General features: G+C 53.9%; 23 protein-coding genes and 5 pseudogenes. 17 read left to right on the top strand and 11 right to left on the bottom strand.

Annotated features, from left to right (window positions below; all coding sequences use genetic code 11):
* Complete coding sequence (sapA, locus tag AC6I8V_RS10905; RefSeq protein WP_497842286.1) at positions 1–1,623, bottom strand: ABC transporter substrate-binding protein SapA; 1,623 nt, start codon at positions 1,621–1,623, stop codon at positions 1–3.
* 462 nt (positions 1,624–2,085) lie between these two features.
* Here sapA and AC6I8V_RS10900 point away from each other — a divergent pair, with 462 nt between their 5' ends.
* Complete coding sequence (locus tag AC6I8V_RS10900; RefSeq protein ID WP_497842285.1) at positions 2,086–4,794, top strand: hypothetical protein; 2,709 nt, start codon at positions 2,086–2,088, stop codon at positions 4,792–4,794.
* A 3-nt stretch (positions 4,795–4,797) separates the two neighbouring features.
* Here AC6I8V_RS10900 and pspF read toward each other — a convergent pair whose 3' ends face one another.
* Positions 4,798–5,790, bottom strand: a complete 993-nt coding sequence (gene pspF, locus AC6I8V_RS10895; RefSeq protein WP_497845819.1) for a phage shock protein operon transcriptional activator — start codon at positions 5,788–5,790, stop codon at positions 4,798–4,800.
* Positions 5,791–5,953: 163 nt separating this feature from the next.
* On the opposite strand from pspF, the gene pspA reads away from it, so the two are divergent.
* The 7 genes from pspA to tyrR all read left to right on the top strand — a co-directional run bounded on the left by pspA (position 5,954) and on the right by tyrR (position 11,736).
* Positions 5,954–6,619, top strand: a complete 666-nt coding sequence (gene pspA, locus AC6I8V_RS10890) for a phage shock protein PspA (protein WP_497842284.1) — start codon at positions 5,954–5,956, stop codon at positions 6,617–6,619.
* A gap of 46 nt (positions 6,620–6,665) precedes the next feature.
* Positions 6,666–6,893 carry an envelope stress response membrane protein PspB gene (gene pspB, locus AC6I8V_RS10885; protein WP_497842283.1) on the top strand — a complete coding sequence of 76 codons (228 nt, stop codon included), beginning with the start codon at positions 6,666–6,668 and terminating at the stop codon, positions 6,891–6,893.
* Entirely contained in the window at positions 6,890–7,246 is a 357-nt protein-coding gene (gene pspC / locus AC6I8V_RS10880) for an envelope stress response membrane protein PspC (RefSeq protein WP_497842282.1), read from the top strand. Before pspB ends, pspC begins: the two co-directional genes overlap by 4 nt.
* A gap of 15 nt (positions 7,247–7,261) precedes the next feature.
* Positions 7,262–7,510, top strand: coding sequence for a phage shock protein PspD (gene pspD / locus AC6I8V_RS10875; RefSeq protein WP_497842281.1), 249 nt, complete (start codon positions 7,262–7,264; stop codon positions 7,508–7,510).
* Complete coding sequence (locus AC6I8V_RS10870; protein ID WP_497842280.1) at positions 7,491–8,888, top strand: YcjX family GTP-binding protein; 1,398 nt, start codon at positions 7,491–7,493, stop codon at positions 8,886–8,888. The genes pspD and AC6I8V_RS10870 overlap by 20 nt, the downstream gene beginning before the upstream one ends.
* Positions 8,885–9,958, top strand: a complete 1,074-nt coding sequence (locus AC6I8V_RS10865) for a TIGR01620 family protein (RefSeq protein ID WP_497842279.1) — start codon at positions 8,885–8,887, stop codon at positions 9,956–9,958. Before AC6I8V_RS10870 ends, AC6I8V_RS10865 begins: the two co-directional genes overlap by 4 nt.
* A gap of 212 nt (positions 9,959–10,170) precedes the next feature.
* Positions 10,171–11,736 carry a transcriptional regulator TyrR gene (gene tyrR / locus AC6I8V_RS10860; RefSeq protein ID WP_497842278.1) on the top strand — a complete coding sequence of 522 codons (1,566 nt, stop codon included), beginning with the start codon at positions 10,171–10,173 and terminating at the stop codon, positions 11,734–11,736.
* Between the two features lie 43 nt (positions 11,737–11,779).
* Here the strand turns inward: tyrR and tpx are convergent, their stop codons facing one another.
* Positions 11,780–12,283, bottom strand: coding sequence for a thiol peroxidase (gene tpx / locus AC6I8V_RS10855; protein WP_497842277.1), 504 nt, complete (start codon positions 12,281–12,283; stop codon positions 11,780–11,782).
* A 153-nt stretch (positions 12,284–12,436) separates the two neighbouring features.
* Between tpx and ycjG the strand changes: the two genes are divergently transcribed.
* Positions 12,437–13,423: an L-Ala-D/L-Glu epimerase gene (gene ycjG, locus AC6I8V_RS10850; RefSeq protein WP_497842276.1), complete on the top strand. Its 987-nt coding sequence runs from the start codon at positions 12,437–12,439 to the stop codon at positions 13,421–13,423.
* Here the strand turns inward: ycjG and mpaA are convergent.
* Positions 13,392–14,105 carry a murein tripeptide amidase MpaA gene (gene mpaA / locus AC6I8V_RS10845; RefSeq protein WP_497842275.1) on the bottom strand — a complete coding sequence of 238 codons (714 nt, stop codon included), beginning with the start codon at positions 14,103–14,105 and terminating at the stop codon, positions 13,392–13,394. The two genes, ycjG and mpaA, sit on opposite strands and share 32 nt — an antisense overlap.
* Before the next feature lie 216 nt (positions 14,106–14,321).
* Here mpaA and AC6I8V_RS10840 point away from each other — a divergent pair, with 216 nt between their 5' ends.
* The 3 genes from AC6I8V_RS10840 (at position 14,322) to AC6I8V_RS10830 (ending at position 17,504) form a co-directional block, all read left to right on the top strand.
* Complete coding sequence (locus AC6I8V_RS10840; protein WP_497842274.1) at positions 14,322–15,941, top strand: peptide ABC transporter substrate-binding protein; 1,620 nt, start codon at positions 14,322–14,324, stop codon at positions 15,939–15,941.
* 113 nt (positions 15,942–16,054) lie between these two features.
* Positions 16,055–17,038: a zinc transporter ZntB gene (gene zntB / locus AC6I8V_RS10835; RefSeq protein WP_497842273.1), complete on the top strand. Its 984-nt coding sequence runs from the start codon at positions 16,055–16,057 to the stop codon at positions 17,036–17,038.
* Between the two features lie 319 nt (positions 17,039–17,357).
* Positions 17,358–17,504: a hypothetical protein gene (locus AC6I8V_RS10830; RefSeq protein ID WP_497842272.1), complete on the top strand. Its 147-nt coding sequence runs from the start codon at positions 17,358–17,360 to the stop codon at positions 17,502–17,504.
* A gap of 51 nt (positions 17,505–17,555) precedes the next feature.
* Here the strand turns inward: AC6I8V_RS10830 and ttcA are convergent, their stop codons facing one another.
* Entirely contained in the window at positions 17,556–18,491 is a 936-nt protein-coding gene (gene ttcA / locus AC6I8V_RS10825) for a tRNA 2-thiocytidine(32) synthetase TtcA (RefSeq protein WP_497842271.1), read from the bottom strand.
* A 48-nt stretch (positions 18,492–18,539) separates the two neighbouring features.
* Positions 18,540–19,331 (bottom strand): annotated as a pseudogene (locus AC6I8V_RS10820) (tyrosine-type recombinase/integrase); the annotation flags it as partial.
* 7 nt (positions 19,332–19,338) lie between these two features.
* On the opposite strand from AC6I8V_RS10820, the pseudogene AC6I8V_RS10815 reads away from it, so the two are divergent.
* The 3 genes and pseudogenes from AC6I8V_RS10815 to AC6I8V_RS10805 all read left to right on the top strand — a co-directional run.
* A pseudogene (locus tag AC6I8V_RS10815) lies at positions 19,339–19,737 on the top strand (DNA-binding protein); the annotation flags it as partial.
* Positions 19,738–19,758: 21 nt separating this feature from the next.
* Positions 19,759–19,959, top strand: a pseudogene (locus AC6I8V_RS10810) (DUF1493 family protein); the annotation flags it as partial.
* A gap of 26 nt (positions 19,960–19,985) precedes the next feature.
* Complete coding sequence (locus AC6I8V_RS10805) at positions 19,986–20,303, top strand: DUF1493 family protein (RefSeq protein WP_497845818.1); 318 nt, start codon at positions 19,986–19,988, stop codon at positions 20,301–20,303.
* Positions 20,304–20,554: 251 nt separating this feature from the next.
* On the opposite strand, the gene AC6I8V_RS10800 is transcribed toward AC6I8V_RS10805, so the two are convergent.
* Positions 20,555–21,253 carry a hypothetical protein gene (locus AC6I8V_RS10800; protein ID WP_497842270.1) on the bottom strand — a complete coding sequence of 233 codons (699 nt, stop codon included), beginning with the start codon at positions 21,251–21,253 and terminating at the stop codon, positions 20,555–20,557.
* A 116-nt stretch (positions 21,254–21,369) separates the two neighbouring features.
* Between AC6I8V_RS10800 and AC6I8V_RS10795 the strand changes: the two genes are divergently transcribed.
* The gene (locus tag AC6I8V_RS10795) at positions 21,370–21,513 is read left to right on the top strand and encodes a hypothetical protein (RefSeq protein WP_497842269.1); all 144 of its coding nucleotides are present in this window, start codon (positions 21,370–21,372) and stop codon (positions 21,511–21,513) included.
* Between the two features lie 15 nt (positions 21,514–21,528).
* On the opposite strand, the gene AC6I8V_RS10790 is transcribed toward AC6I8V_RS10795, so the two are convergent.
* The 4 genes and pseudogenes from AC6I8V_RS10790 to AC6I8V_RS10775 form a co-directional block, all read right to left on the bottom strand.
* Positions 21,529–21,759, bottom strand: coding sequence for an IS3 family transposase (locus tag AC6I8V_RS10790; protein WP_497845817.1), 231 nt, complete (start codon positions 21,757–21,759; stop codon positions 21,529–21,531).
* 39 nt (positions 21,760–21,798) lie between these two features.
* Positions 21,799–22,375 (bottom strand): annotated as a pseudogene (locus AC6I8V_RS10785) (IS3 family transposase); the annotation flags it as partial.
* Positions 22,376–22,532: 157 nt separating this feature from the next.
* Complete coding sequence (locus AC6I8V_RS10780) at positions 22,533–22,667, bottom strand: transposase (RefSeq protein ID WP_497842268.1); 135 nt, start codon at positions 22,665–22,667, stop codon at positions 22,533–22,535.
* A gap of 390 nt (positions 22,668–23,057) precedes the next feature.
* A pseudogene (locus AC6I8V_RS10775) lies at positions 23,058–23,129 on the bottom strand (hypothetical protein); the annotation flags it as partial.
* Between the two features lie 340 nt (positions 23,130–23,469).
* Here AC6I8V_RS10775 and AC6I8V_RS10770 point away from each other — a divergent pair.
* Positions 23,470–24,675, top strand: a complete 1,206-nt coding sequence (locus tag AC6I8V_RS10770; protein WP_497842267.1) for an FAD-dependent oxidoreductase — start codon at positions 23,470–23,472, stop codon at positions 24,673–24,675.
* The last annotated feature ends 135 nt before the right edge of the window (positions 24,676–24,810 follow it).

Genomic DNA, 24,810 nt, shown 5'->3' with positions numbered 1-24,810 from the left:
TTATTCCTCGCCGCTTTCATCGCGGTACACGCCCGCGAACGAGGCGTTGCCAAACGGACTCAATACCAGACCTTTGATGTCGTGGCGATAGGCCTGCAAACGCAACGATGACGCCAGCGGCAGTACCGGCAGCTCCTGCTCCAGAATCTGCTGCGCTGTATTGTAGCTATCGATGCGTGCCGCCAGCTGTTGCGACAGCAACGCGTGTTGCAGCGCTTCATCGAATGCCGGTGAACACCAGTGGGCATAATTGGTTTGCGAGCGGATGGCCGCGCAGCTGAGTAACGGACGGAAGAAACTGTCGGGATCGTTACTGTCGGTGGCCCAGCCGGTGAGGGTCAGATCGTGGTTCATGGCCATCAGCTGTGCTTCCTGAAAACGGCCTTCCACCGGGACGATGGTGACGCGCACCCCAATTTGTGCGAGATCCGCCTGCAACAGCTCCGCCGTTTTTAACGGGCTGGGATTCCACGATTGCGATGCCGTCGGCACCACCAGGCGCAGATGCAGATCCTCCAGTCCCAGCGTTTTCAGTTGCTCACGCGCCTTCGCCGGGTTGTACTCGGTAACGCGCGCGTCATTATTATATGCCCACGAGGCGCGCGGCAGAATCGATGCCGCCGTTTCGGCGGTGCCGTAATAAATCGACTCCATCAGACGTTCATTGTTGATCGCCAGCGCCAGCGCGTGACGCACTTCCGGCCGGTCGAGCGGGGCTTTGCGGGTATTAAACGCCAGATAGGCGATATTCATGCCGGGACGCAGGGTCATCCGTAAACGCGGGTCATCACGCAAAATACTGAGCTGGCTGGCGGCAGGATAGGCCAGCACGTCACATTCCCCGGTCAGCAATTTTGACAGCCGCCCGGTGCCGCCCACGCCAAGATCAATCACCACCTGTTGCAGACGCGGTACGCCACGCCAGTATTGCGGGTTGCGCGCCAGACGCAGGTATTGTCCGGTGCGGTATTCACTGAGCTGGAACGGGCCGGTGCCGACCGGTTCACGATCCAGTCTTTCCTGCTGGCCTTTGGCCGTCAGCTGGTCTGCGTACTCTTTGGACAGCACCGGGGCGTAATGGGTGGCGAGATGCCAGAGAAACGAGGCGTCCGGGCTGTTCAGGCGGATCTCGACCGTGTCGTTATCGAGCTTTTTCACGCTCTGCACGGAATCGGCAAATTGCAGGCTATCAAAATAGGGGTAGCTGCCGCCGTTGACGTTATGCCACGGATGCTGGCGGTCAAACATGCGGGCGAAGCTGAACACCACGTCGTCGGCGTTCATTTTTCGCGTTGGGGTAAACCAGTTGGTGTGCTGAAACGCGACATCCTTGCGCAGATGGAAACGGTATGTCGCGCCGTTGTCGCGCACCTCCCAGCTTTGCGCCAGATCGGGGATCAGGCGGTAGGTGTAGGGGTCGACATCCAGCAGGCGGTCGTAGAGCTGCGCGGCAAGGGTATCCACCACCAGACCGCTGCTGGCCATCTGTGGATTGAAGGTATTTACCGTGCCATTTACGCAATAGACAAAGCCGCTGTGACGAATATCGTTCGCTGGCGCCGCCCATGCAGACGCACTCAATACGCTGAGGCAGAGCAACAGCGAGGGGAATAATTTTGGCATAGAACTCAACGATTCTGAGGCAATAGCGAGAGTGTATCCCAAACGCCGGGTACTCCCCAAATTAAGGACCGTTCTGACGTATTTTTCATCAAACTGGCGACGGGGTAATCACAACGTTAGTGTGGAAATGAGAAAAATTCTCAATTAGCCCTTTACAGATGATAATAAGAATGATTATTATTCTTCTGCGCTTCGACGGTGGCTCTACCGAAGAAGAGCACGACATTGCTCACATTGCTTCCAGTATTTGTTGCCCGCCTATGCGGGCTTTTTTTTTGTGAAATTTTCCCCGTCATCTTTTGCGCGGTAGCGAGAGATGAAACTGCCTGCCACAACGACCGTTGATATCCCCGCGCCACTGAGCCATTGGCTTACACACTCTTAAGACCCGGCTGGTTTATCCTCTGACTGCACCCCGACTAACATAGGTGATGCGCTAACGTCATTCTCAGGGAGGTGTCTATGCCGTCGGTATCAGGGATTATCACAGCCTCACCCGCCAGATTTATCCGCAGTCCGGGCGAAGTTAAAGGTAAGCATTACGCTAACGTCAGGGCCGAAAACGGTCAGCTACAACGAATTTATATCAACAACAGCAAAAACCAGCCCCTATCTAATCAGGCAAATAATCGCACCCAAACCGGAAGCCGCTGGCCACTCGTCGCCTTAGCCGTCATTTCCGCGGCTTCACTGGTCACGGCGACCACGCCGCCGCCAGGCCCTAAGCGGTCGCATCGCGGGGCGGCCCGGAAACCCGGCGTGCAGGGTGCCATGCAGCGGCATCAGCTCCCGTCACCCGCATTCACCTATGCCGCGCGCAGAACAGCTGCGTCGGGCGCGTCGCAGCGGGCGAAGCGGAAAAGCACGCAGGGGGAGGGCGAAAACCGTCAGCGAAGGGTGAATAGCGAAAACTGGCGTCACAGGAAATTCCCCCGGCAGTTTAAGGCGGAGAACGATGCCGGCAGACGCAACAGACGTTCAGTTCCACGCAAACTACCGCCAACACAGGCCAGCTTTAACGCTGAAGATGCAATTATTATCAGGCAGCTGGAGTCAGGATTTAAACGCCACTATACCGTATCGGATATAACGGGAATGCTGAAGAGCGCCTTTAAAAACCCGGTGACCTCTTTCACTGAGGCCTCAATGAAGTTATATGAATTCGTTGGGAAAAGCAGTATCGATGCGAAAACCAAAAGAGCATTAAAATCATTTGCTTCCCAGCTCGGGAAAATAGAATCGTCGGTGACGTCGCTGCATCCGGCGGGATTAGTCAGAAGCTCCCTCGGCGAAGTTATTGGTATGGTCGACGATCATCTTAAGGGCAAGCCGGTTGATAAAGAAAAACTTGAGGCTGCATTGATGGATCTGATGAATGCACGATTTACTACCGGCAATGGGGAACCGACGGAATACCGGGGTGATAAAATAATGGGGCAGACGGATAATATCGTCTTCTCCGATGAGATGAAAACCTATGCATGGAAAAAAGAGTCTCTGAAGGCGCTGAATTATGGCGATAAAAAAATTGTCTGGCGGGATGGTAATGAAGATTTATATTTGCCCGTAGCGGGAAGTGATGGCAAAGAGAGATTCGTGAATGTGTTGCTGGAGGGTGATTTGATTACCCTGAAAGAAAAAAACCACAAGACCGCCTATGGATCAGAGCAAAAAGCGTACATTTTTAACAAAGCAAACGGATGGCAGGAAAATGAACAGATATTTAAAAGCCTGGATAATCTTCCCGATACGTTACAGAAATATTCCGGTTTGATCGGAATGAATCAGATTGCTGGCTATCCCGGTATCTATTTTAAGGAAGCGACAAATCAATACTTCCTGCGTATCGGGCAAAAGCAGGGTTTCGCAGAATATATTGCCGTCACTCCGCATCATGAGAATTTTATCACGCCGGAAGTCACCCGGCAGGAGTCGGCTGGCTTTAAAAAAGGCGGTTTAAGTCGCACAATCTTTAGTTACAGCAAGAAGAAACAAAGCTGGACGCGTACCGAAGTCACCTCCCCGGTGTTTAAACATACCGTGCCGAAAGCGCTGGTGCGCAGGATGGACGGGATCACGCTGCAACCCGAAGCTGGATTGCCGGAGGTCTACAGCGACTCTGACGGCAGCCGCTGGCTCAGAGTCGGCAATAAAAATGGTCAGGACCTGTATATCGCCGGAGAGATCACAGGAAATAATTCATTTCAGATGAAATTACCGGCTTCATATCCTCGCAGGGACGGCGCCACTCCGCTGGCATATATGTTTGATGCTAAAGACAACCAATGGAAAATTGATCAACGCCTGAAAGGCGGCGGTCCGGTGATGTCCCGGCTGTCGGGGAATTTAGATGGTAAGATTATCGATACCCGTTATGTGGAATCAACGAAGATCAACAGAATCAGGGTGATTGCTGACGGAATGGAAAAGATCGGGATAAATAACATTGCGCATAAAAATGCGCTACTCAAGTCATTTGAAAACTTCAAAACAACGCTTGAAAAAGCCAGGCCCCTTATAGATAAAAAAGATAGCAGGGCGATTGCGATTATCGCTGAATATCTTGGTCGCAATCCATCCGAAGTGGATGATGCGATATTAACGCGTATGCAGGATCATTTGACGCATCTCGAGAATACACAAAAATGGATGGAAACTGATAATTTCAGCGTGGCCGAAGGGGAGTTTCTGGATAAAATGACGTCCCCGGCCATTTATAGTCCGTTATACGATAAATTTATCCTGCTAAGCCGCTTCTGGGGAAAACCGCAGGGGGATAAAGATCGCATGATATTCCATGAAGCTGTGCATAAACAAAGAGGCGATGCCAAAATAGTATTGCCTGATAATTATTATATCCATACGAGGCCAGGTACGGTGGTTTATGGTAAGGAAAAAAACTATCTCCAGCCCTATACATTTGAACAGATCACCAATTTACGCCGTAACAAACATCGTTCAATTGCCACAGATCCTGATAAGCATCTCGAACTGTCTGAATATCAGCAGGAACTGTTTATGACGACGATGCAGGCCGATAGCCTCGATAACGCTTTTGATATCTTTATGACCGACAAACAGAAACGCGCCCGGTATATCCTGGATAATCCAGATACCCAGGCCGATCTTATCAAGGAGCTGGAAGAATTAGCCGACGAAGTGGCAACGTAAAATCTATTCGTCGCGCATCTGAATCCCGTGTTTTTTCATCATCGCGCGCAACTGATGGTAGGTAACACTCAGTAAATCCGCCGCGCGACGCTGATTATATTTCGCTTCCGCCAGGCTGCGTTCCACCAGCTGGCGCTCCTGCTGGTTCTGCCACTGGCGCAGATCGAGCGGCAGCGCGGGCTGGGTTGCTGCGGTCGTGGTGGTACGTGGCGCCGGAGCACTGCGTGGCGCGAAGGGGTTAATGATGATGTTATCCAGTTGTTCTTCGCTGCTGTGGTGGCGATATACCGACCGTTCAACCACGTTTTTCAGTTCACGCACGTTGCCCGGCCAGCTGTGGTTCAGCAGCGTATGCTGCGCCTGTTCCGTGAAACCGGGAAACAGCGGCAGACCCAGTTCGCGGCACATCTGAATGGCAAAATGTTCGGCCATCACCAGAATGTCGCTGCGACGTTCACGCAGTGGCGGCAGCTGCACCACGTCAAAGGCGAGGCGATCAAGTAAGTCGGCGCGGAATTTGCCCTCTGCCGCCAGCGCGGGCAGATCTTCGTTGGTGGCGCACACCAGCCGCACATTCACCTGCAATGACTGATTGCCGCCGACGCGCTCCAGCTGACCATATTCAATCACGCGCAGCAGTTTTTCCTGCACCAGCATGGGGGCGGTCGCCAGCTCATCGAGAAACAGGGTGCCGCCGTCGGCGCGTTCAAAGCGGCCGAGATGGCGTTTTTGCGCGCCGGTAAAGGCACCGGCTTCGTGGCCGAACAGCTCCGAATCGAGCAGGTTTTCATTCAGGGCCGCACAGTTCAGGGAGATAAATGGTCCCTGCCAGCGATCGGAAAGATAATGCAGGCGGCTGGCAATCAACTCCTTGCCGGTGCCGCGTTCGCCGATCACCAGCACCGGCTTTTCCAGCGGGGCCAGACGGGAAACCTGCTCCAGCACTTCGAGAAAGTTGTTCGATTCGCCCAGCAGATTGTCGTTACCATTCGCCATGATGAATTTCACCATCAGTTAATCAATTTCACTACCATAAGCGAATGGTAGTGGGATGTAAAATAATCAATTTCTTTAAATTCAGTGAGATAAAATCTGGCACGGCTTTTGTATTAAGTGATAAGCGCTTTGCGCAACCACATGACTACAGAGGAACATCATTATGGGTATTTTTTCTCGTTTCGCCGACATCGTGAACGCTAACATCAACTCACTGCTGGAGCGCGCCGAAGATCCGCAGAAACTGGTACGCCTGATGATTCAGGAAATGGAAGACACGCTGGTGGAAGTGCGTTCCACCTCGGCCCGTGCGCTGGCGGAAAAGAAACAGCTGCTGCGCCGTATTGAACAGGCCGATATTCAGCAGACCGAGTGGCAGGAAAAAGCCGAACTGGCGCTGCGTAAAGATAAAGATGATCTGGCGCGCGCCGCGCTGATCGAAAAACAGAAACTGACTGATTTGATCGCTTCACTGCAACAGGAAGTGACGCAGGTTGAAGAGACGCTGGAACGTATGAAAGGCGAAATTGGCGAGCTGGAGAAAAAACTCAGCGAAACCCGCGCCCGTCAGCAGGCGTTGACGCTACGTCATCAGGCCGCGTCTTCATCTCGTGATGTCCGTCGTCAGCTCGACAGCGGTAAACTGGACGACGCGATGGCGCGTTTTGAATCATTCGAACGCCGTATCGACCATATGGAAGCCGAAGCGGAAAGCCAGCGCTTTGGTAAACCGAAAAGTCTGAATCAGGAATTCGCCGAGCTGAAAGCGGATGATGAGATCAGCCAGCAGCTGGCGGCCCTAAAGGCCAAAATGAACCGTAGCGAGTGACGACGCTGAGCCTGCTGGCTCAGCATCTGATGATTAAGGAGAGTCAATGAGCGCACTTTTTCTGGCCATACCGCTGACCATCTTCGTGCTGTTCGTCGCACCGATCTGGCTATGGCTCCATTACAGTAACAAGCGCAACGGTGGTGCGGAGCTGTCGACGCAGGATATGCAGCGTTTGCAGCAACTGACCCTGGAAGCACGCCGTATGCGCGAACGCGTTGAAGCACTGGAAGCCATCCTTGATGCCGAGCATCCGAACTGGAGGCAACCATGAGTAACCTGAAGGGACGCAAGCTATACCGCATCCCGCAGCAGGGTAAAGTCCGCGGTGTCTGTGCCGGGCTGGCCGAGTACCTGGATATTCCGGTGCTGCTGTTGCGGGTAATCGTGGTGATGTCGATGTTTATCGGCTTGTTCGGCTTTACCCTGATTGCCTACTTTGTGCTCGGTTTTGTGCTGGATGAAAAGCCGCAGGATGATATTCCCGGCAAACATGCACCGAGTGCAAGCGAGCTGCTGGATGAGCTGGACGCTGCGCTGAAGTCTGATGAACGCCAGGTACGCGATATCGAGCGTTACGTCACCTCTGAAACCTTCAGCGTGCGCAGCCGTTTTCGTCAAATCTGATTTATGGAGGTTGCCTTGTCCGCTCAGCGTTTTACTACCCTGCGTCGTCGCGCAGCACCTGCGTTGAAGTCGGCAGGAAAATTTATCATCATCAGCGCAGTCACCTATGCGCCTGGCGGCCTGGCTGGCTGGGCGGTGAAATCAGTGGCGCGTCGTCCGTTACGTATGTTGCTGGCGGTCGCGCTGGAACCGCTGCTGAGCAAGGTGTTCCGACGCCTTTCGGCGCGCTTCATCAGGGAGAGCGATGAAAAGACTGCAAAATGAATTGATGGCATTGATGAATCGCGGCGTCGATCGCCATCTGCGCCTTGCCGTAACCGGGCTGAGCCGCAGCGGCAAAACCGCGTTTATCACCTCACTGGTAAATCAATTATTGAATGTCCACAGCGGCTCCCGATTGCCGCTGTTTGCCGTGGCACGCGAAGAACGCCTGCTGGGCGTCAAACGCGTACCGCAGCGCGAGCTGGGTACGCCGCGTTTCACCTATGACGAAGGCTTAGCGCAGCTGTATGGCACACCGCCCAGCTGGCCAACGCCGACGCGCGGCGTCAGCGAAATGCGTCTTGCGCTGCGCTATCGCCCGGATGAATCGCTGCTGCGCCACTTCAAAGATACTGCGACCCTCTATCTGGAAATCGTCGATTATCCTGGCGAATGGCTGCTTGATTTGCCGATGCTGGCGCAGGATTACCCAGGCTGGTCACGGCAGATGCTGGGCCTGTTGCAGGGCGATCGCGCCGTATGGGCGCAGCGCTGGCGTAACCTGTGCGCAGATCTCGATCCGTTCGCCCCCGCCGACGAAAACCGCCTGGCGGCGATTGCCGCCGCCTGGACCGATTATCTGCACCAGTGCAAGGCTGAAGGTCTGCATTTTATTCAGCCCGGACGCTTTGTGTTGCCCGGCGATATGGCGGGCGCCCCGGCTTTGCAGTTCTTCCCGTGGCCGCAGGTGGAGGAAATGCAGGTCAGCAAACTGTCGCAGGCGCCGAGGGGCAGCAACTTCGACATGCTGCAACAGCGATTTCACTACTACTGTCAGCACGTAGTGAAAGGCTTTTATAAAAATCACTTCCTGCGTTTTGATCGCCAGATTGTGCTGGTTGATTGCCTGCAACCGCTGAACAGCGGGCCTCAGGCGTTTAACGATATGCGGCTGGCGCTGACGCAACTGATGCAGAGCTTCCATTACGGCCAGCGCACGCTGTTTCGCCGCTTGTTTTCTCCGGTGATCGACAAGCTGCTGTTTGCCGCCACCAAAGCGGATCACATCACCGCCGATCAACACGCCAATATGGTGTCGCTGCTCCAGCAGCTGGTACAGGACGCATGGCAGAACGCCGCGTTTGAAGGCATCACTATGGATTGTCTGGGCCTCGCCTCGGTGCAGGCCACCGAGAGCGGGCTGGTGGACCACCGTGGGGAAAAACTCCCTGCGCTGCGCGGTCATCGTCTCGACGACGGCGAACCGCTGACCTTTTATCCCGGCGAAGTGCCGCCACGTCTGCCCGGCCATCATTTCTGGCAGCAGCAGGGATTTCAGTTTGAACAGTTCCGGCCGCAGCAGCTCGACGTTGATCGTCCGCTGCCACATATCCGCATGGACGCCGCGCTGGAATTTTTACTGGGAGATAAATTGCGATGAGCGATGAAACACCGTTAAAACCCCGGATTGATTTTGCCCGGCCGCTGGATGCCGCCACTGAGCCACCGCTGCGGGCAGCGCAAACCTTCAGCGCCGACGCCGAAGGGGCGTTCCTGGCGGTCCCTGAGGAGGAGCCGCTGGCAGAGGGCGCGGGCGAAAAGGTCGTGGAAGCGGCGTTGCGCCCGAAGCGCAGCCTGTGGCGCAAAATGGTGGGTGCGGGGCTGGGCATTTTTGGCGTCAGCGTGGTGGCGCAGGGTGTGCAGTGGATGCACGATGCCTGGCTGACGCGCGACTGGTTTGCGCTCGGCAGCGGCGTGGCCGGTGGCCTGATTGTCGCCGCCGGTGCTGGCGCGTTGATTAGCGAGTGGCGTCGTTTATACCGGCTGCGTCAGCGCGCGGAAGAACGCGATATCGGCCGCGAGCTGCTGCACAGCCACGGTATCGGCAAAGGACGCGCATTTTGCGAGAAACTGGCGCAGCAGGCGCAACTGGATCAGGCGCATCCGGCGTTGCAGCGCTGGCACGCCGCGCTGCATGAAACCCATAACGATCGCGAGATCGTTACCCTGTATGCGCAGCTGGTGCAGCCGGTGCTGGATAGCCAGGCCCGCCGCGAAATCAGTCGCCATGCTGCCGAAGCCACGCTGATGATTGCCGTCAGCCCGCTGGCGCTGGTGGACATGGCGTTTATCGCCTGGCGTAACCTGCGGCTGGTGAACCGGATCGCCACCCTTTATGGTATCGAACTCGGCTATTTCAGCCGCCTGCGCCTGTTCCGCCTGGTGCTGCTGAATATGGCGTTTGCCGGTGCCTCTGAACTGGTGCGCGAAGTGGGGATGGATTGGGTGTCGCAGGATATTGCCGCACGTCTCTCGGCCCGCGCTGCGCAGGGCATCGGTGCCGGTTTGCTCACCGCGCGCCTCGGCATTAAAGCGATGGAACTGTGCCGTCCGCTGCCGTGGCTGGAGGATGATAAACCGCGTCTGGGTGATTTCCGTCGTGAGCTGATTGGTCAGCTGAAAGAAACCCTTAGCAAAAGCGAGGGAAAAGCAGGGCAGACTGCTAAATAATCGGCACTTGCTCACCTTTCGCACTGATAAGGGTGCGAAAGGTGAGATTATCTTTGTTAATTGTGATTTTTGACGGGATTATTATTGGTTGTTCCGTTACACTTTTTCCTGTCGTCGACGTCAGACTGTCAACTTTTCCTGACAGGCCCCTTCTGAGGCGTCGCAAGTTAGCGTATTATCATTAAAATCAAAACCTGATTAAGGCCATCGCAATGCGTTTGGAAGTTTTCTGCCAGGACCGTATCGGGCTGGCGCGCGAGCTGCTCGACCTGCTGGTTGCCCGCAATATCGACCTGCGTGGCATCGAAATTGCGCCTTTAGGCCGCATTTACCTCAATTTTTCTGCGCTGGAATTCGAACAATTCAGCACCCTGATGGCGGAAATTCGCCGTACACCAGGCGTGACAGATGTTCGTACCGTCGCTTACATGCCGTCAGAACGCGAGCATCGTGCGCTTAGCGCGCTGCTGGTGGCGATGCCGGAACCGGTGTTGTCCATCGATCTGAAGGGCAAGGTGGAGCTGGCGAATCCGGCGGCACAAAACCTGTTTAATCTCGACGAACAAAAAATCCGTAACCAGAACGCTGGCACCCTGATCACCGGCTTTAACTTCCAACGCTGGATAGAGAATGATCGCGTCGATGCGGAAGCGCAGCATGTGGTGATTCAGGGGCGCGATTTCCTGATGGAAGCGCGACCGATCTATCTGGCTGAAGAAGAAGGTCAGAGCGATCAGCCGGTTGGCGCGATGATCACCCTGAAATCGACCGCGCGCATGGGCCGCCAGCTGCAAAATCTGGCGGTGACGGATGAGTCGGAGTTCGATCATATCGTCGCCGTGACGCCGAAAATGCGTCAGGTGCTGGACCAGGCACGCAAGCTGGCGATGCACGATGCGCCTTTGCTGATCGTCGGCGATACCGGCACCGGCAAGGATATGCTGGCTCGGGCCTGCCATCTGCGCAGCGCACGGGGTAAGAAGCCGTTCCTGGCGTTGAACTGCGCCTCGCTGCCGGATGATGTGGCCGAAAGTGAATTATTTGGCCATGCGGCGGGTGCCTATCCCAACGCGCTGGAAGGTAAGAAAGGTTTCTTTGAACAGGCCAACGGCGGCTCGGTGCTGCTGGATGAGATTGGCGAGATGTCGCCCCGGATGCAGACCAAACTGCTGCGCTTCCTTAACGATGGCACTTTCCGCCGCGTCGGCGAAGAACACGAGGTCCACGTCGATGTCCGCGTGATTTGCGCCACGCAGAAGAACCTGATCGAACTGGTGCAGCGCGGTGAGTTTCGTGAAGATCTGTTCTATCGTCTGAACGTATTAACCCTCAATCTGCCGCCGCTGCGCGAACGGCCGCTGGATATCCTGCCGCTCACTGAGATGTTTGTCGCACGCTTTGCCGACGAGCAGGGCCTGCCGCGTCCACGCCTGTCACCACAATTGACGGCGTTTCTGACTCGTTACAGCTGGCCGGGGAACGTGCGTCAGCTGAAAAACGCGCTATATCGGGCGCTGACTCAGCTGGAAGGGTATGAGCTGCGTCCGCAGGATATCGTACTGCCGGAGCAGGCGCTGGATGTCACCATGGGTGAAGAGGTGATGGAAGGGACGCTGGATGAGATCACCAGCCGCTTTGAGCGTTCGATTCTGACGCGCCTTTATCTTTCTTATCCGAGTACCCGTAAGCTGGCGAAGCGCCTCGGCGTTTCACACACGGCGATCGCGAATAAATTGCGTGAGTACGGTTTGAGTCAGAAACGTAACGAAAGCGAGTAAGTGCGGTTTTAAATAAGGTGCGCATTGCTGCGCACCTCAACAATTACTTCAGCGCCGCCAGCGCTGCATCGTAGTTCGGTTCGCTGGTGATTTCGTTTACCAGCTCGCTGTAAATCACTTTATCGTTCTCATCCAGCACCACTACCGCACGCGCGGTCAGGCCCTTCAGGGCGCCTTCGGCAATGGCCACACCGTAATCTTCTTTGAATTCTGCGCCACGCAGGGTAGACAGCGTCACTACGTTGTTCAGGCTCTCTGCACCGCAGAAGCGTGACTGGGCAAACGGCAGGTCAGCAGAGATGCATAGCACCACGGTGTTGCTGGCTTTGCCTGCCAGTTCGTTGAACTTGCGCACAGAAGTCGCACAAACGCCGGTATCAATGCTCGGGAAAATGTTCAGGACTTTGCGTTTGCCTGCATACTGAGAAAGGGTCACGTCAGCGAGATCTTTAGCCACCAGGGAGAATGGTTTGGCCTGTGCGCCTGCCTGCGGGAACTGGCCTGCAACTGGCACCGGATTACCCTGGAAGTGAACATTCTGAGACATACGATTTCCTTTTAACGATGAAAAAATCTGACTTTTATAGCGTCAGAACAGGTATAGCCGTTGTTTATGACATATTTTTGAAGGGTTTACGAGGGCATTTCGTAGCGGAAGCCGAGCCTGATCGCATTTAAGTGACGGAATTAAGGAGAATTAATGAGAACAGTGAAGAGTTATCCCGAAGCCTGGCCGCTGCATTCGCCTTTTGTCATTTCACGCGGCAGTCGCACCGAAGCGCAGGTGGTGGTGGTGGAAATTGAAGAAGACGACATCCGTGGCGTGGGAGAGGCGACCCCTTATGCACGCTATGGCGAAAGCGAAGCCTCGGTGCGGGCGCAAATTGCGGCCGTGTTGCCGCAGCTACAGGCGGGCATGACGCGCGCCGCGTTGCAGCAGGCACTTCCGGCAGGGGCCGCGCGCAATGCCATTGATTGCGCCTTGTGGGATCTGGAACGGCAGCAACAGCAGCAAAGCCTGGCGGAATTATGCGGCGTCAGCCTGGCGCAGCGCATCGTTACGGCGCATACCGTCAGTATCGACACCCCGGATGCGATGGCCAGCAGCGCGCTGGCGTTGTGGCAGCACGGCGCACGGCTGCTGAAAATCAAGCTGGACGACAGCTTTATCAGCGAGCGGCTGATTGCCATTCGCAGCGCGGTGCCGGAGGCGACGCTGATTGTCGATGCCAACGAATCCTGGCAGGCGGAAGGGCTGGCGGCGCGCTGCCAGCTATTGGCCGATTTACAGGTGGCGATGCTGGAACAGCCATTACCGGCAGCCCATGATGCGGCGCTGGCGAATTTTATCCATCCGCTGCCGATCTGCGCCGATGAAAGCTGCCACACGCGCGACGGCCTCAGCGCGTTAAAAGGGCGCTATGACATGGTGAACATCAAGCTGGATAAAACCGGTGGTCTGACCGAAGCGCTGGTGCTGGCGGTGAGCGCGCGCCAGCAGGGCTTTGCCATCATGCTTGGCTGCATGTTGTGCACCTCACGCGCCATCCGTGCCGCGTTGCCGCTGACGCCGCTGGCGCAGTTTGCCGATCTCGACGGCCCCACCTGGCTGGCGGCCGATGTGGAACCGTCACTGCATTTTGCCAACGGGGTGCTTATGCCTGCGGCTGCCAGCGCAACAGGTTAATCATAGTTTCCAGATAGACTTCGGTGGCTTCGTCCACCGAAACTGGCGGCATTTCAGCGGTGATGCACAGCAGACCAATATCGTCACACCAGCTGCCAAAGGAGCCAGGCGTGGCATAGCCTACGCTGCTCACTACCGGTAGCTGGGTTTGCTGCGACAGCCACTGCGCCAGCTCGCTGTGGTGCGGATCGTCAATGCAGGCCAGCGGTTCGTGCCAGGTCACCACCCAGCGTGGTTTGAGGTGATGGATCAGCTGGCACAACGCGGTGGTCTCAGGTTCAGAAGAGGGCTGATCGCCGGTGGAGAGCACCACATCGCGTTCATCCGCCACGCTATTCCAGCGATACACCGTGTCGCCAGTCTGCCAGTTCGCCGCCGGAAAATTACGGTTGAGATCGACGCCGCGCGCATTGGCGCGCAGACCCAGCTGACAGCCATCCGGGTTAACCGCCAGAATCACATGATGGCGGCGCAAAGACTCAGGCAGGGTGCGCATCGCACCGGACAGGGTGGCTACCGCCGCGTTTTCATCGCCGTGGGTGCCCGCGATAATCAGGCCGCTGTCGGCATCCGCTGCCGGAGCAGGAAACCACAACAGCGGTGCGCCCAGTACCGATTGCCCATATTGTTGCCAGACCGCGTCCAGTTTGCCGCGCAGCGGGCGCGGGTGTAATGACGACATAAGCAGACATTCCTCCGTTTGAAGATGCAAAAGCTCGCCAGTGATGGTGCTGACGATCAAAGGTAAAGTGTGACCGGGGATCCAGCCTCAACATAACGGTAAACAGCGCGTCAGAAAATAGCTATTTATCAATCAGCAATTTGCGATAAAGTGCCCAAAGTCGCTGGCGGCGCCTCTCTTCTTCGCAGCCGCCTTTTTTCGGGTAAAGGAGTGGTGATGAACATAACGTTTCGCAAGACGCTGGCCGCTTTAATCGTCATTGGCGCAATTGCACCCGCATTCGCCGCCAATGTGCCGCCGGGCGCCCAACTGGCGCCGTCGCAGGAAATCGTCCGCCATATTAAAGATGAACCGGCTTCACTCGATCCCATGAAAGCGGTGGGCCTGCCGGAAATTCAGGTGATGCGCGATCTCTTCGAAGGGCTGACCAATCAGGATGCGCACGGCAAAATCGTGCCGGGCGTGGCGCTGAGCTGGAACAGTAGCGATAACAAAACCTGGTTCTTCACCCTGCGTAAAGATGCGCGCTGGTCCAATGGCGATCCGGTCACCGCCCAGGATTTCGTCTACAGCTGGCAACGTCTGGTAGACCCCAAAAACAGCTCCCCCTCCGCCTGGTTTGCCGCGCTGAGCGGCATCGAAAATGCCGATGCCATTATTAAAGGGCAGATGAGCGCCGATAAACTGGGCGTCACGGCACTGGATGATCATCGACTCAAAGTGACGTTGTCACATTCGGTTCCCTGGTTCCCGAGCATGGTGGCCAACGCCGCGATGTTCCCGGTGCCACAGAAGGTGATCGCGCAGAATGGCGAGGGCTGGACCGCGCCAGGCAAACTGGTGGGCAACGGCGCTTACCAGTTGCAGGATCGCGTGGTGAACGAAAAAATTGTGCTGGTTCGTAACAAAAATTATTGGGATGACGCGCATTCGGTGCTGACCAAAGTCACCTTTATTCCGATCAACGAGGAATCCAGCGCCACCAAGCGTTATCGCGCGGGTGATATCGATATCACGGAATCCTTCCCGAAGAATATGTACGCATTGCTGAAGAAAGAGTTGCCGGGCCAGGTCTTTACCCCGGATCAGCTGGGTACTTATTACTACGCCTTTAACACGCAAAAAGGGCCAACCGCAGATGTCCGCGTGCGTAAAGCGCTCTCCTGGACCATTGATCGCCGCATCATCGCCGAAAAAGTGCTTGGCACCGGCGAGAAACCGGCCTGGCGTTTTACCCCGGACGTGACCGCCGGTTTCACCCCGCAGCCAGGCTTTATGCAGCAGCACAGCCAGCAGGAGCTGAACGCCCAGGCGAAAACCTTGCTGAGCGCGGCCGGTTATGGGCCGGGCAAACCGTTGCATCTGACGTTGCTGTATAACACCTCAGAAAGTCACCAGAAGATTGCCATTGCGGTGGCATCGATGTGGAAAAAGAACCTCGGTGTCGAGGTTACGCTGCAAAATCAGGAGTGGAAAACCTACATTGATAGCCGCAACAGCGGCAGCTTCGATGTGATCCGCGCCTCATGGGTGGGGGATTATAACGAGCCTTCGACTTTCCTGAGTCTGCTGACCTCCAGTCACACCGGCAATATCGCGCGTTTTAATAACGCCGACTACGATGCGGTGCTGGCGAAAGCCAGCAGTGAAACCAGCGCGCAGGCGCGAAATCAGGACTACAACCGCGCCGAGCAGATTCTGGCCGCAGAGGCACCGATAGCGCCGATCTACCAGTACACCAACGGTCGCCTGATTAAACCCTGGGTAAAAGGCTACCCGATCACCAATCCGGAAGACGTGGCTTACAGCCGCGAAATGTGGATAGAGAAGCACTAATCCCTGTGGCGGCCGTGATGGCCGCCTGTCATGTTTGCTCACAGCCTGAAGATTGCAACTCGCCAGCGTCGCGCTAGACTGTATCGTATTGATTTTGATAGAGAGGCGAGTTCGTGAACGTCATTGAAGGTAAAGCATTACAGGTCTCTGATGCCATTGTGGCCTGTCAACTCGACGGCAAAGGTGGCGTTATCCCGATTGAAGCGACGGATGTCATCAATTGTGAACGTCCGTGCTGGTTACATCTGAATTACACCCAACAACAAAGCGCTGAATGGCTGCAAAAAACGCCGCTGATCCCGGATGCGGTGCGCGATGCGCTGGCGGGCGATAGTATGCGTCCACGCGTCACGCGTCTTGGCGATGGTTTTATGATTGTGCTGCGCAGCGTCAATCACAACAGCGATGCGCGCCCGGACCAGCTGGTGGCGATGCGGGTGTTTATCAACGACAAACTGATCGTCTCGACGCGCCGCCGCAAAGTTTACGCCATTGATGAAGTGCTGACCGATCTGCAAAACGGCAACGGTCCGGTGGATGGCGGCAGCTGGCTGGTGGATGTGTGTGATGCGCTCACCGATCACGCCAGTGAATTCATCGAAGAGATGCATGACAAAATCATCGATCTGGAAGATGCGCTGCTGGACCAGCAGGTCCCGGCGCGCGGTGAACTGGCGTTGCTTCGCAAGCAGCTTATCGTGATGCGTCGCTATATGGCCCCGCAGCGTGATGTCTACTCACGTCTGGCGAGCGAGAAGCTGGCGTGGATGGACGATGTTGAGCGGCGACGTATGCAGGATATTGCCGACCGGCTGGGACGAGGACTGGACGATCTTGATGCCGGTGTGGCGCGTACCGCCATTCTCTCTGATGAAATCGCCTCGGTGCTGGCGGAAGCGATGAACCGTCGTACCTACACCATGTCGCTGCTGGCGATGATTTTCCTGCCCACCACCTTCCTGACCGGTTTGTTTGGCGTCAACCTGGGCGGTATACCCGGCAACAGCTCCCATCTGGGCTTTGGGATGTTCTGTCTGCTGCTGCTGATGATGGTTGTCGGTCTGGCCTGGTGGCTGAAACGGCGAAAATGGTTGTAAGGGTTTCTGTCGTGTTAACTGCGGGTTAGCAGAAGGTAACTCGCTGTAAAATAAGGACGCGAGAGTAAAAAAGCGTAAAAAAACTGATCGACATCAATAACCGCAACCACCAACAGGGGCAAACTCTCTCTCGCAGGTGAATGCAACGTCAAGCGATGGGCGTTGCGCTCCATATTGTCTTACTTCCTTTTTTTGAATTACTGCATAGCACATTTGATTCGTACGACGCCGGCTTATCCGCCGGCTTTTTTTTGCCTGTTTGCCAGTGCCGCGTATCTTTTCCTATGCTTAAAGGACATTCAGCAACAAGGAGCAGGTCATGCGAGTTATCAGCGCTACCGATCCCATACCAACCGATCCACCCCCCATCCCGGAACCGATCCCGCGTCCCCAGCCACAGCCGGAACCCGATCCGCCTTACGATCCCGAGTTTCCACCGATTATCGATCCACCTCCGCATCGTTAATAAAAAAAGGCGCGTAGCCGAAGCGACGCGCCTTTTTTATCAGCGACGGAATTACTTAATCTGCACCACGTCCAGGCGTGCGCTGAAGTCTGGCGCGTCTTCCTCTTCCGGCTGCCAGCCAGCGGGTTGCATCGGTAACGATTCACGGTCAAACGCCAGATCGCCGCCATCCACCACCTCGTCGCCGTGCTGGATACCTTTAAAATCGAACAGATTGATGTCAGCCATATGCGACGGCACGATATTTTGCATGGCGCTGAACATGGTCTCGATGCGGCCCGGATAGCGTTTATCCCAGTCACGCAGCATATCGGCCACCACCTGACGTTGCAGGTTTGGCTGCGAGCCACACAGGTTGCAGGGAATAATCGGGTACTGACGCGCCTCAGCGAAACGGATGATGTCCTTCTCACGGCAGTAGGCCAGCGGACGAATCACGATCTGTTTACCGTCATCACTCATCAGTTTCGGCGGCATACCTTTCATCTTGCCGCCGTAGAACATGTTGAGGAACAGGGTTTGCAGGATGTCGTCACGATGGTGCCCAAGGGCGATTTTGGTACAGCCCAGCTCGGTGGCGGTACGATACAGAATACCGCGACGCAGACGTGAACAGAGCGAGCAGGTGGTTTTGCCTTCCGGAATCTTCTCTTTAACGATCGAATAGGTGTCTTCGTTAACAATTTTGTACTCGACGCCGAGCTGCTCCAGATACTCAGGCAGTACGTGTGCCGGGAAGCCGGGTTGTTTCTGGTCGAGATTCACCGCCACCAGAGAAAAATTAACCGGTGCGCTTTGTTGCAGATTGCGCAGAATTTCCAGCATGGTGTAGCTGTCTTTACCGCCAGACAGGCACACCATGATGCGATCGCCTTCTTCGATCATGTTGTAATCGGCGATGGCTGCGCCGACGTTACGACGCAGACGCTTCTGGAGTTTGTTCAGGTTATATTGCTCTTTCTTGTTAACTTCTTGATTTTCTTGCATTATTTACTATCTCGGAAGCCAGGGGGGCATGTAAGGGGCAAAGGTTTTTTAAATCGCCAGTTTGCTATTCAGCATATCTACCTGCTCGCCGTTCAACTCTTCGATCCAGGTGGCGTAAATTTCATAAACCATCTGCGCGTTTTCGTGCCCCATCTGATTCGCTATGAATGAGGGGTTAGCTCCGGCCGACAAAAGCCAGCACGCAAAAGTATGCCGCGTATGGTACGGATTACGGCGGCGAATGCCAGCACGTTTTACAGCAGCATTCCAGCGACCGCCGATGCTTGAAAGGGAATAGCCGGGTTTCTGTTCTCCCTTCCTGAGCCTTGGAATGAAAACAAACCGGATCTTCTGTTTCTCTGTCGAACCGTATTCACGATGGTGGAAAACAACTTTTGTTTTTGGCTGTAATTCCGTCAGAAGGCGTTGTGCTTTCAGGGCTTCAACCGCAGATTGCAGGAGCTTGATGATGCGATCGCCTGCATCTGTTTTTGGCGGCCCGTATGTTCCTGGCGCTGTTAAGTCACGACGAATATGCACCGTCCCATTATCCAGATCATCGTCTTCCCACGCCAGCGCCGCCAGCTCACCGTGGCGGACGCCTGAGTAGATCGCAAATTGCCACATGTTCTGGCTCTGGCCCGTCTCAGATTCCACAAGCTTCTGAAACTCACTTTTTGTCAGTGGGTCGGGTTTGACTCTGGCTTTCTGTAACTTTTTAATGCCTTCGAATGGTTTCGTTTTTATATAGCCAGAAATGTACGCAAAGCGGAGCAGGGAATTTAAAAGGCAAATGTAGTTTTCAACAGTTCGTACCGTCCTGCCGGTTTTGTTACACCTTGTGGTTATGCGTGATTACTCAACAGTGTCTCCACAATTCTGGCCGGGTAAGACAGGTCGTATTTTGAGAGAGTCGGGGGCAGAGGCTCAGGTAGTGGCGTTTTATCTGATGACTTCTCCCCACGCAAATATGCTCGGACTTTATTACCTCCCTATTATCTATCTGGCCCATGAAACCGGCCTGGGCATGGAAGGGGCCAGGAAGGGGCTTGCAAGGGCCATCGAAGCGGGATTTTGTAGCTAAGACGAACAAACGGAGATGGTATGGGTGCATGAAATGGCAGCCTATCAGGTAGGAAGTCAGCTTAAGCCGTGTGATAAGCGGTGTGTAGGTGTGCGCAATGAATACCGCTCCTTGCCGGAAAACCCCTTTCTGCCTGCATTTTTTGAGCGTTACCGGAAGGAGTTAGCTTAAGAAGCCAGCGATTTTCTTGATGAATATGCTGAATCTCTTTGTGTTGATATGTCGGGATTTTCCATTAATCGCTCTTTTCCTAATGCAGGGGTCCGCTTTCTACCCAATGTGATTCTACCCAAGTGGCTTAGTACCGATCACCACGCACCAGCTGAACTCACAGTTCAGATGCTAATTGATTCAGCCAGAGCAGGTCGCTGGCTTTACGATTGACGAAAAGCTGGAGACAAAATCTGGTGATGCAGTTTAGCGATGAAACAGTGAGGGACTTTATAAACAAAGAACTCCCGCTGGTAACAACACTTCTTCTGCGCAAAGTAGAAGTAAAGGATGATGCACCCTTACAGGAGCTGTATGACCCTGAAGACGTGGATGAGATGCTCGACAAATATTTTGAACACTTCCATGTTGCTCACACAGGTTTTGAGTTTGACCATTACTTCCCCTGGAAATCGAAATCTGTTTTCTCAAGGAATCCCGTAAACCTTGATAAAAAGCCACTAACCATAAGGATGCTAATAGAGTCAGCTAAAGCAAGGCGGTGGTTATACGACTGATATTACATACCGGTGATGAATAAGCTAAAGCTCAGTTCATAATCAGTCTTGCTCTTTTGTGTTTTTTATTTTTTTCACAACATAAAAATACGCAATCCCAATGAATATGATGAAAATTCCTATTGATTTTATTGCGTATTTCTCCCAATACGTTACTGCGAACATTCCAAAGATGATCACCAGAATAACGGGTATTAGTCCCGAAAAGTACCATGCCAAATCTTTAACGATTCTTGTTAGAAACTTATTCATTATTGCATCAACCTATATAAGCCTTCAGCCAATTCTCTTTCTGACTTCATCAAGGTACTGAAGTGATTATTACGAGAAAGCACTGGTTCAACTAGAAAGTAAAGCATTTCAACATTCTGACTATACAAGATGCGGTAATAAGTCGGATTTATAGCATGGAGTTCGTCGGCTTTCTTTGCTGCTTTGTCCACGTAGCTGTAAGCCGTCAGGAGCCATATAGCATAATTTGTATAATTGCCGATTTTTTCCCGCGAAAAAAATGAAGATATAGCGAAAGAGTGCGCAATAGCTGATGTCACAGCATAAACGATTGAGCGACTTGTTAAAACACCACTTGCGGTGTGTGCACCCAGGCGCGACAGTTCTCTTGCAATTTTTGTTATTTTATCTTCAGAAAAGCCATGAAAATAATTCTCGACATAAAGTCTGATTAAATAAGTGATAATATCTCTTCTCTTTACCAGCTCAACCAGCGCCTTTAAAAATCTCACATCCTCATTGCTCAACTTGGAGCAAACATCCTGATAGTTGTCAGTAAAGCAGGAGGAATACCAGGTAGCTCTTGTGAATGCATCATTGAGCTGCTGACCTTTTTCGAGGACGCTGTCTTTCACTCCCTTCAGCGCGCGGTCCAGACGCAGAGCCAGTTCATGGTCTGCATCCATCCAGGAGATGATGTATTGATTACTGTAAGACACCCGAGACTCCTTCCTGTCTGCTTTGAAAAATCTGTAACATCCTTATGATTTGCTAACTTTAATGCCGCTGACTTATCAATTCAAGCCACCGTAACAATATGTAATCAGGAGGTTATATGGAAAAGGGATTTGCAGAGCAGGCGTATGACGCGATGTGCCACGAGATAGGGGCCGCTGTCGCGGAACTGGTGAGTGCTGGCGAAGAGATAGATCGCGAATCAATCCGCAGAGTGCTCATAAAATATTTATACAATCATTGAATCGCCACGGATAATCTAGACACTTCCGAGCCGTTGATAATATTGGTTTTCGTATTCTGCCGGTGGCATCTGATTGCTCGAACCATGCCGACGCCTACAGTTATAAAACATTTCGATGTAATCAAAAATATCGCTGCGGGCTTCTTCCCGTGTTCCGTAGATCTTTTTCTTAATCCGTTCGCGTTTCAGTCGCTGGAAAAAGCTTTCCGCAACTGCGTTGTCGTGGCAGTTACCGCGACGACTCATGCTGCCTTCCAGACCGTGTGATTTCAGGAAAGATTGCCACTCATGGCGCGTGTACTGACTGCCCTGATCAGAGTGAACCTTGAGGATTACGCCTCCACACCGCCATCAGTAATGCGTTCAGGACAATCTCTTTTGTCATGCGGGGTTGCATTGACCAGCCGATAACTTTACGAGAGAACAGGTCAACCACCACGGCCAGATAAAGCCAGCCTTCGTGGGTTCGGATGTAGGTTATGTCCGTCACCCAACGCTCATCCGGTGAGTCCGGATTAAACTGCCGCCGGAGCCTGTTGGGTGCCACGATGCTGGCTTCGCCTTTACGTGCCCCTGGGCTACGGTACCCAACCTGAGCTTTTATTCCGGCACGCCTCATCAGCCGCCAGACCCGGTTCACTCCACACTGCTGCCCGGTATCACGCAGATCGAGATGGATCTTGCGATAACCATACACGCCCCCAGACTCAAGCCAGAACTGTTTGCTCTGCCCGGTCAGCATCTGGTCTGCCTGGTGACGATGTGAATGTGGCTGCTGAAGCCAGAAATAAAATCCACTCGGATGGACGTCCAGAACCCGACAGAGCAAACGAACAGGCCAGCAACGGCTGTTGTCGCGGATAAAGGCGTACCTCAGTCGGACAGCTTTGCGAAGTACGCCGCGGCTTTTTTTAATATGTCCCGTTCGTCGGTAACCCGCTTCAACTCTTTCTGAAGACGGCGGATCTCGGCCTGAGCATCTGTCTGTTCATTATTACTGGAAGAATCAGGACCGTACTTTATTTTACCCAGGCATAGAGACTGTGTGTGGTGATATCAAGCCGGGTGGCGACGCTCGCGATGGAATGACCACGATCAACGACCTGTTTAACCGCTTCAGTTTTGAACTCTTCGGGATAACGTTTACCGCTCATGGGCACCTCTCTTTTAAGTCATCTTAAATGACTCTCAGGTGTCTGTTAAACCCGTGGCGATTCATTCATTTTTTAGGGGCAAAATAATGTTCATAAGATGCCCGTTTCTGCGTCGAATTCGCGGTTCTTGCGGGGCAAATTTGGGGGCAAATCAGGGGCAAAATTATTAAAAAAGGGCAGGAAAAGGGCATAAATTAAGCAGATTGACAGTAGTTAGCGGTGTTGCGATTCTTGTTTAACTATATGATTTTTATTATTTTTTATAGCCTTATAAATATATACGCTTTACCTTCAGGTTATATTGCTCTTTCTTCGCAACAGCTTGGTTTTCTTGCATTATTTACTGTCTCGGAAACAAAAGGGGCATAGGTGCGGCAATATCTGATACGCCAGCCAGGCATAAGTATGACGCGTATGGTACGGATTACGGCGGCGAATTCCAGCACGTTTTATAGCGATATTGCTCAGGCGTCATTGGATCAGCAGGATTTTGGCAGAATTTATCTCTGGTAGTTACAGACGGTAAGTTATAGTTATTCTGCTAATAATCATCATAGCAATAATTGTTAAGCGCAGCTCGGAATTATCTGAGATGATGTCTTTGCCCCTTCAAGAGCTAAGCCATTGCGAGTGCCGGAGATAAGCGCCGGGTGGGGCATATTCCTTCCAGTCCTCTTTGCCTGCCTCATCTGTTCTTCCGGAAAAATTCCCATCCCTCCTGACTACGTGATAAATCGTGCCGCTGCATACACAAATGATAATTATTATCATAAACTGGCTGGATGCTAACGAAGGAGCGGTTATGAAGCCTGAAGCGAGTGAGATCCTTAACGCCGATTGTTGCATTGTCGGTGGCGGCCCGGCGGGGTTGATGCTGGGTTATCTGCTGGTGCGCGCTGGTCTGCGCGTGGTGGTAATTGAAAAACACGCTGATTTCCTCCGCGATTTTCGTGGCGACACCATTCATCCCTCCACGCTGGAGGTCATGCATCAGCTGGGTCTGCTGGACGAGCTGTTACAGCTGCCGCATCAGCGCGCGGAAAAGTTGCAGGCCGAAGTGGCGGGTCAGGATGTCACCATGGCCGATTTTTCGCGCCTGCCGGTGCAATGCCGCTTTATCGCCTTTATGCCGCAGTGGGATTTCCTCAATTTTCTGGCGCTGAAAAGCGCGCAATTCGCAGGTTTTACCCTGCTGCAATCCACCCGTTTTGACAGTTTCCGCTATCAGGGCGGCGCCGTGTCCGGTATCAGGGCCATCAGCGAACAGGGGCCGGTCGAAATTCAGGCGCAGCTGGTGGTCGGGGCCGATGGTCGCAGCTCGGCGGTGCGCGCGGCCGCCGGATTAACCAGCCAGGTATTTGGTGCCTCGCGTGATGTGATTTGGTTCCGGCTGGATAAGCAGCCGGACGATCCGGTGTGGGGCATGGGACACAAAGGGCCAAGGCAGAACTTTATCGTCATCGATCGCGGCGACTACTGGCAGTGCGGTTACACCATCCCGAAAGGTGAATTCGGCGCGTTGCAGGCCAGCGGGCTGGCGCAGCTGCAACAGGCTATCGCCGCCGTGGCGCCTTTTGATGCCGCGCGCATGGCGCAAATCCGCGACTGGGACGCGTTTAAGTTGCTGTCGATCCGCATTGATCGGCTCGACAGCTGGGCGAAGCCGGGCGTGCTGTGCATCGGTGATGCGGCACATGCCATGTCACCCATTGGCGGCGTCGGGGTCAATCTGGCGATCCAGGATGCGGTGGCGACGGCGAATTATCTCACCGGACCGCTGCTGAAAGGCTGCGTCACGCCCGGCGATCTGGCGAAGGTGCAGAAGCGTCGTCAGTTCCCGACCGTCGCCACACAATTTCTGCAAATTAAAATGAGCAGCAACAAGCGTAAGCCGGGCGGCAAAAGCAAAATGCCCAGCCTCATTCGCCGCTTCCCGTTTCTGCGTTTTGTCTTTGGTCGTCTGATTGGGATGGGATTCCGCATGGAACGACCGCGACATTCCGGTTAATTTGCTTCCCGACGAGGGATCAGCATTCTTTATTTGAACTATTAGTGCATTTATTGATCTGCGCGAAGATTTTGCCTGCGCCACGCTGACAGGATGGAGACAGCGTTTTTTTTAGTTTCTAAAGGTGAGGAGAGG

It is taken from the genome of Pantoea sp. X-Soil-TKNS-1207, from assembly GCF_059730485.1.
This window is presented reverse-complemented; position numbering and strand designations above follow the sequence as displayed.

What these genes read in the sequence shown, in the direction of transcription:
- sapA (WP_497842286.1), bottom strand. Translation starts at nt 1,623, where the DNA reads ATGCCAAAATTATTCCCCTCGCTGTTGCTCTGCCTCAGCGTATTGAGT.
- AC6I8V_RS10900 (WP_497842285.1), top strand. Translation starts at nt 2,086, where the DNA reads ATGCCGTCGGTATCAGGGATTATCACAGCCTCACCCGCCAGATTTATC.
- pspF (WP_497845819.1), bottom strand. Translation starts at nt 5,790, where the DNA reads ATGGCGAATGGTAACGACAATCTGCTGGGCGAATCGAACAACTTTCTC.
- pspA (WP_497842284.1), top strand. Translation starts at nt 5,954, where the DNA reads ATGGGTATTTTTTCTCGTTTCGCCGACATCGTGAACGCTAACATCAAC.
- pspB (WP_497842283.1), top strand. Translation starts at nt 6,666, where the DNA reads ATGAGCGCACTTTTTCTGGCCATACCGCTGACCATCTTCGTGCTGTTC.
- pspC (WP_497842282.1), top strand. Translation starts at nt 6,890, where the DNA reads ATGAGTAACCTGAAGGGACGCAAGCTATACCGCATCCCGCAGCAGGGT.
- AC6I8V_RS10870 (WP_497842280.1), top strand. Translation starts at nt 7,491, where the DNA reads ATGAAAAGACTGCAAAATGAATTGATGGCATTGATGAATCGCGGCGTC.
- AC6I8V_RS10865 (WP_497842279.1), top strand. Translation starts at nt 8,885, where the DNA reads ATGAGCGATGAAACACCGTTAAAACCCCGGATTGATTTTGCCCGGCCG.
- tyrR (WP_497842278.1), top strand. Translation starts at nt 10,171, where the DNA reads ATGCGTTTGGAAGTTTTCTGCCAGGACCGTATCGGGCTGGCGCGCGAG.
- tpx (WP_497842277.1), bottom strand. Translation starts at nt 12,283, where the DNA reads ATGTCTCAGAATGTTCACTTCCAGGGTAATCCGGTGCCAGTTGCAGGC.
- ycjG (WP_497842276.1), top strand. Translation starts at nt 12,437, where the DNA reads ATGAGAACAGTGAAGAGTTATCCCGAAGCCTGGCCGCTGCATTCGCCT.
- mpaA (WP_497842275.1), bottom strand. Translation starts at nt 14,105, where the DNA reads ATGTCGTCATTACACCCGCGCCCGCTGCGCGGCAAACTGGACGCGGTC.
- AC6I8V_RS10840 (WP_497842274.1), top strand. Translation starts at nt 14,322, where the DNA reads ATGAACATAACGTTTCGCAAGACGCTGGCCGCTTTAATCGTCATTGGC.
- AC6I8V_RS10830 (WP_497842272.1), top strand. Translation starts at nt 17,358, where the DNA reads ATGCGAGTTATCAGCGCTACCGATCCCATACCAACCGATCCACCCCCC.
- ttcA (WP_497842271.1), bottom strand. Translation starts at nt 18,491, where the DNA reads ATGCAAGAAAATCAAGAAGTTAACAAGAAAGAGCAATATAACCTGAAC.
- AC6I8V_RS10805 (WP_497845818.1), top strand. Translation starts at nt 19,986, where the DNA reads ATGCAGTTTAGCGATGAAACAGTGAGGGACTTTATAAACAAAGAACTC.
- AC6I8V_RS10795 (WP_497842269.1), top strand. Translation starts at nt 21,370, where the DNA reads ATGGAAAAGGGATTTGCAGAGCAGGCGTATGACGCGATGTGCCACGAG.
- AC6I8V_RS10790 (WP_497845817.1), bottom strand. Translation starts at nt 21,759, where the DNA reads ATGAGTCGTCGCGGTAACTGCCACGACAACGCAGTTGCGGAAAGCTTT.
- AC6I8V_RS10780 (WP_497842268.1), bottom strand. Translation starts at nt 22,667, where the DNA reads ATGAGCGGTAAACGTTATCCCGAAGAGTTCAAAACTGAAGCGGTTAAA.
- AC6I8V_RS10770 (WP_497842267.1), top strand. Translation starts at nt 23,470, where the DNA reads ATGAAGCCTGAAGCGAGTGAGATCCTTAACGCCGATTGTTGCATTGTC.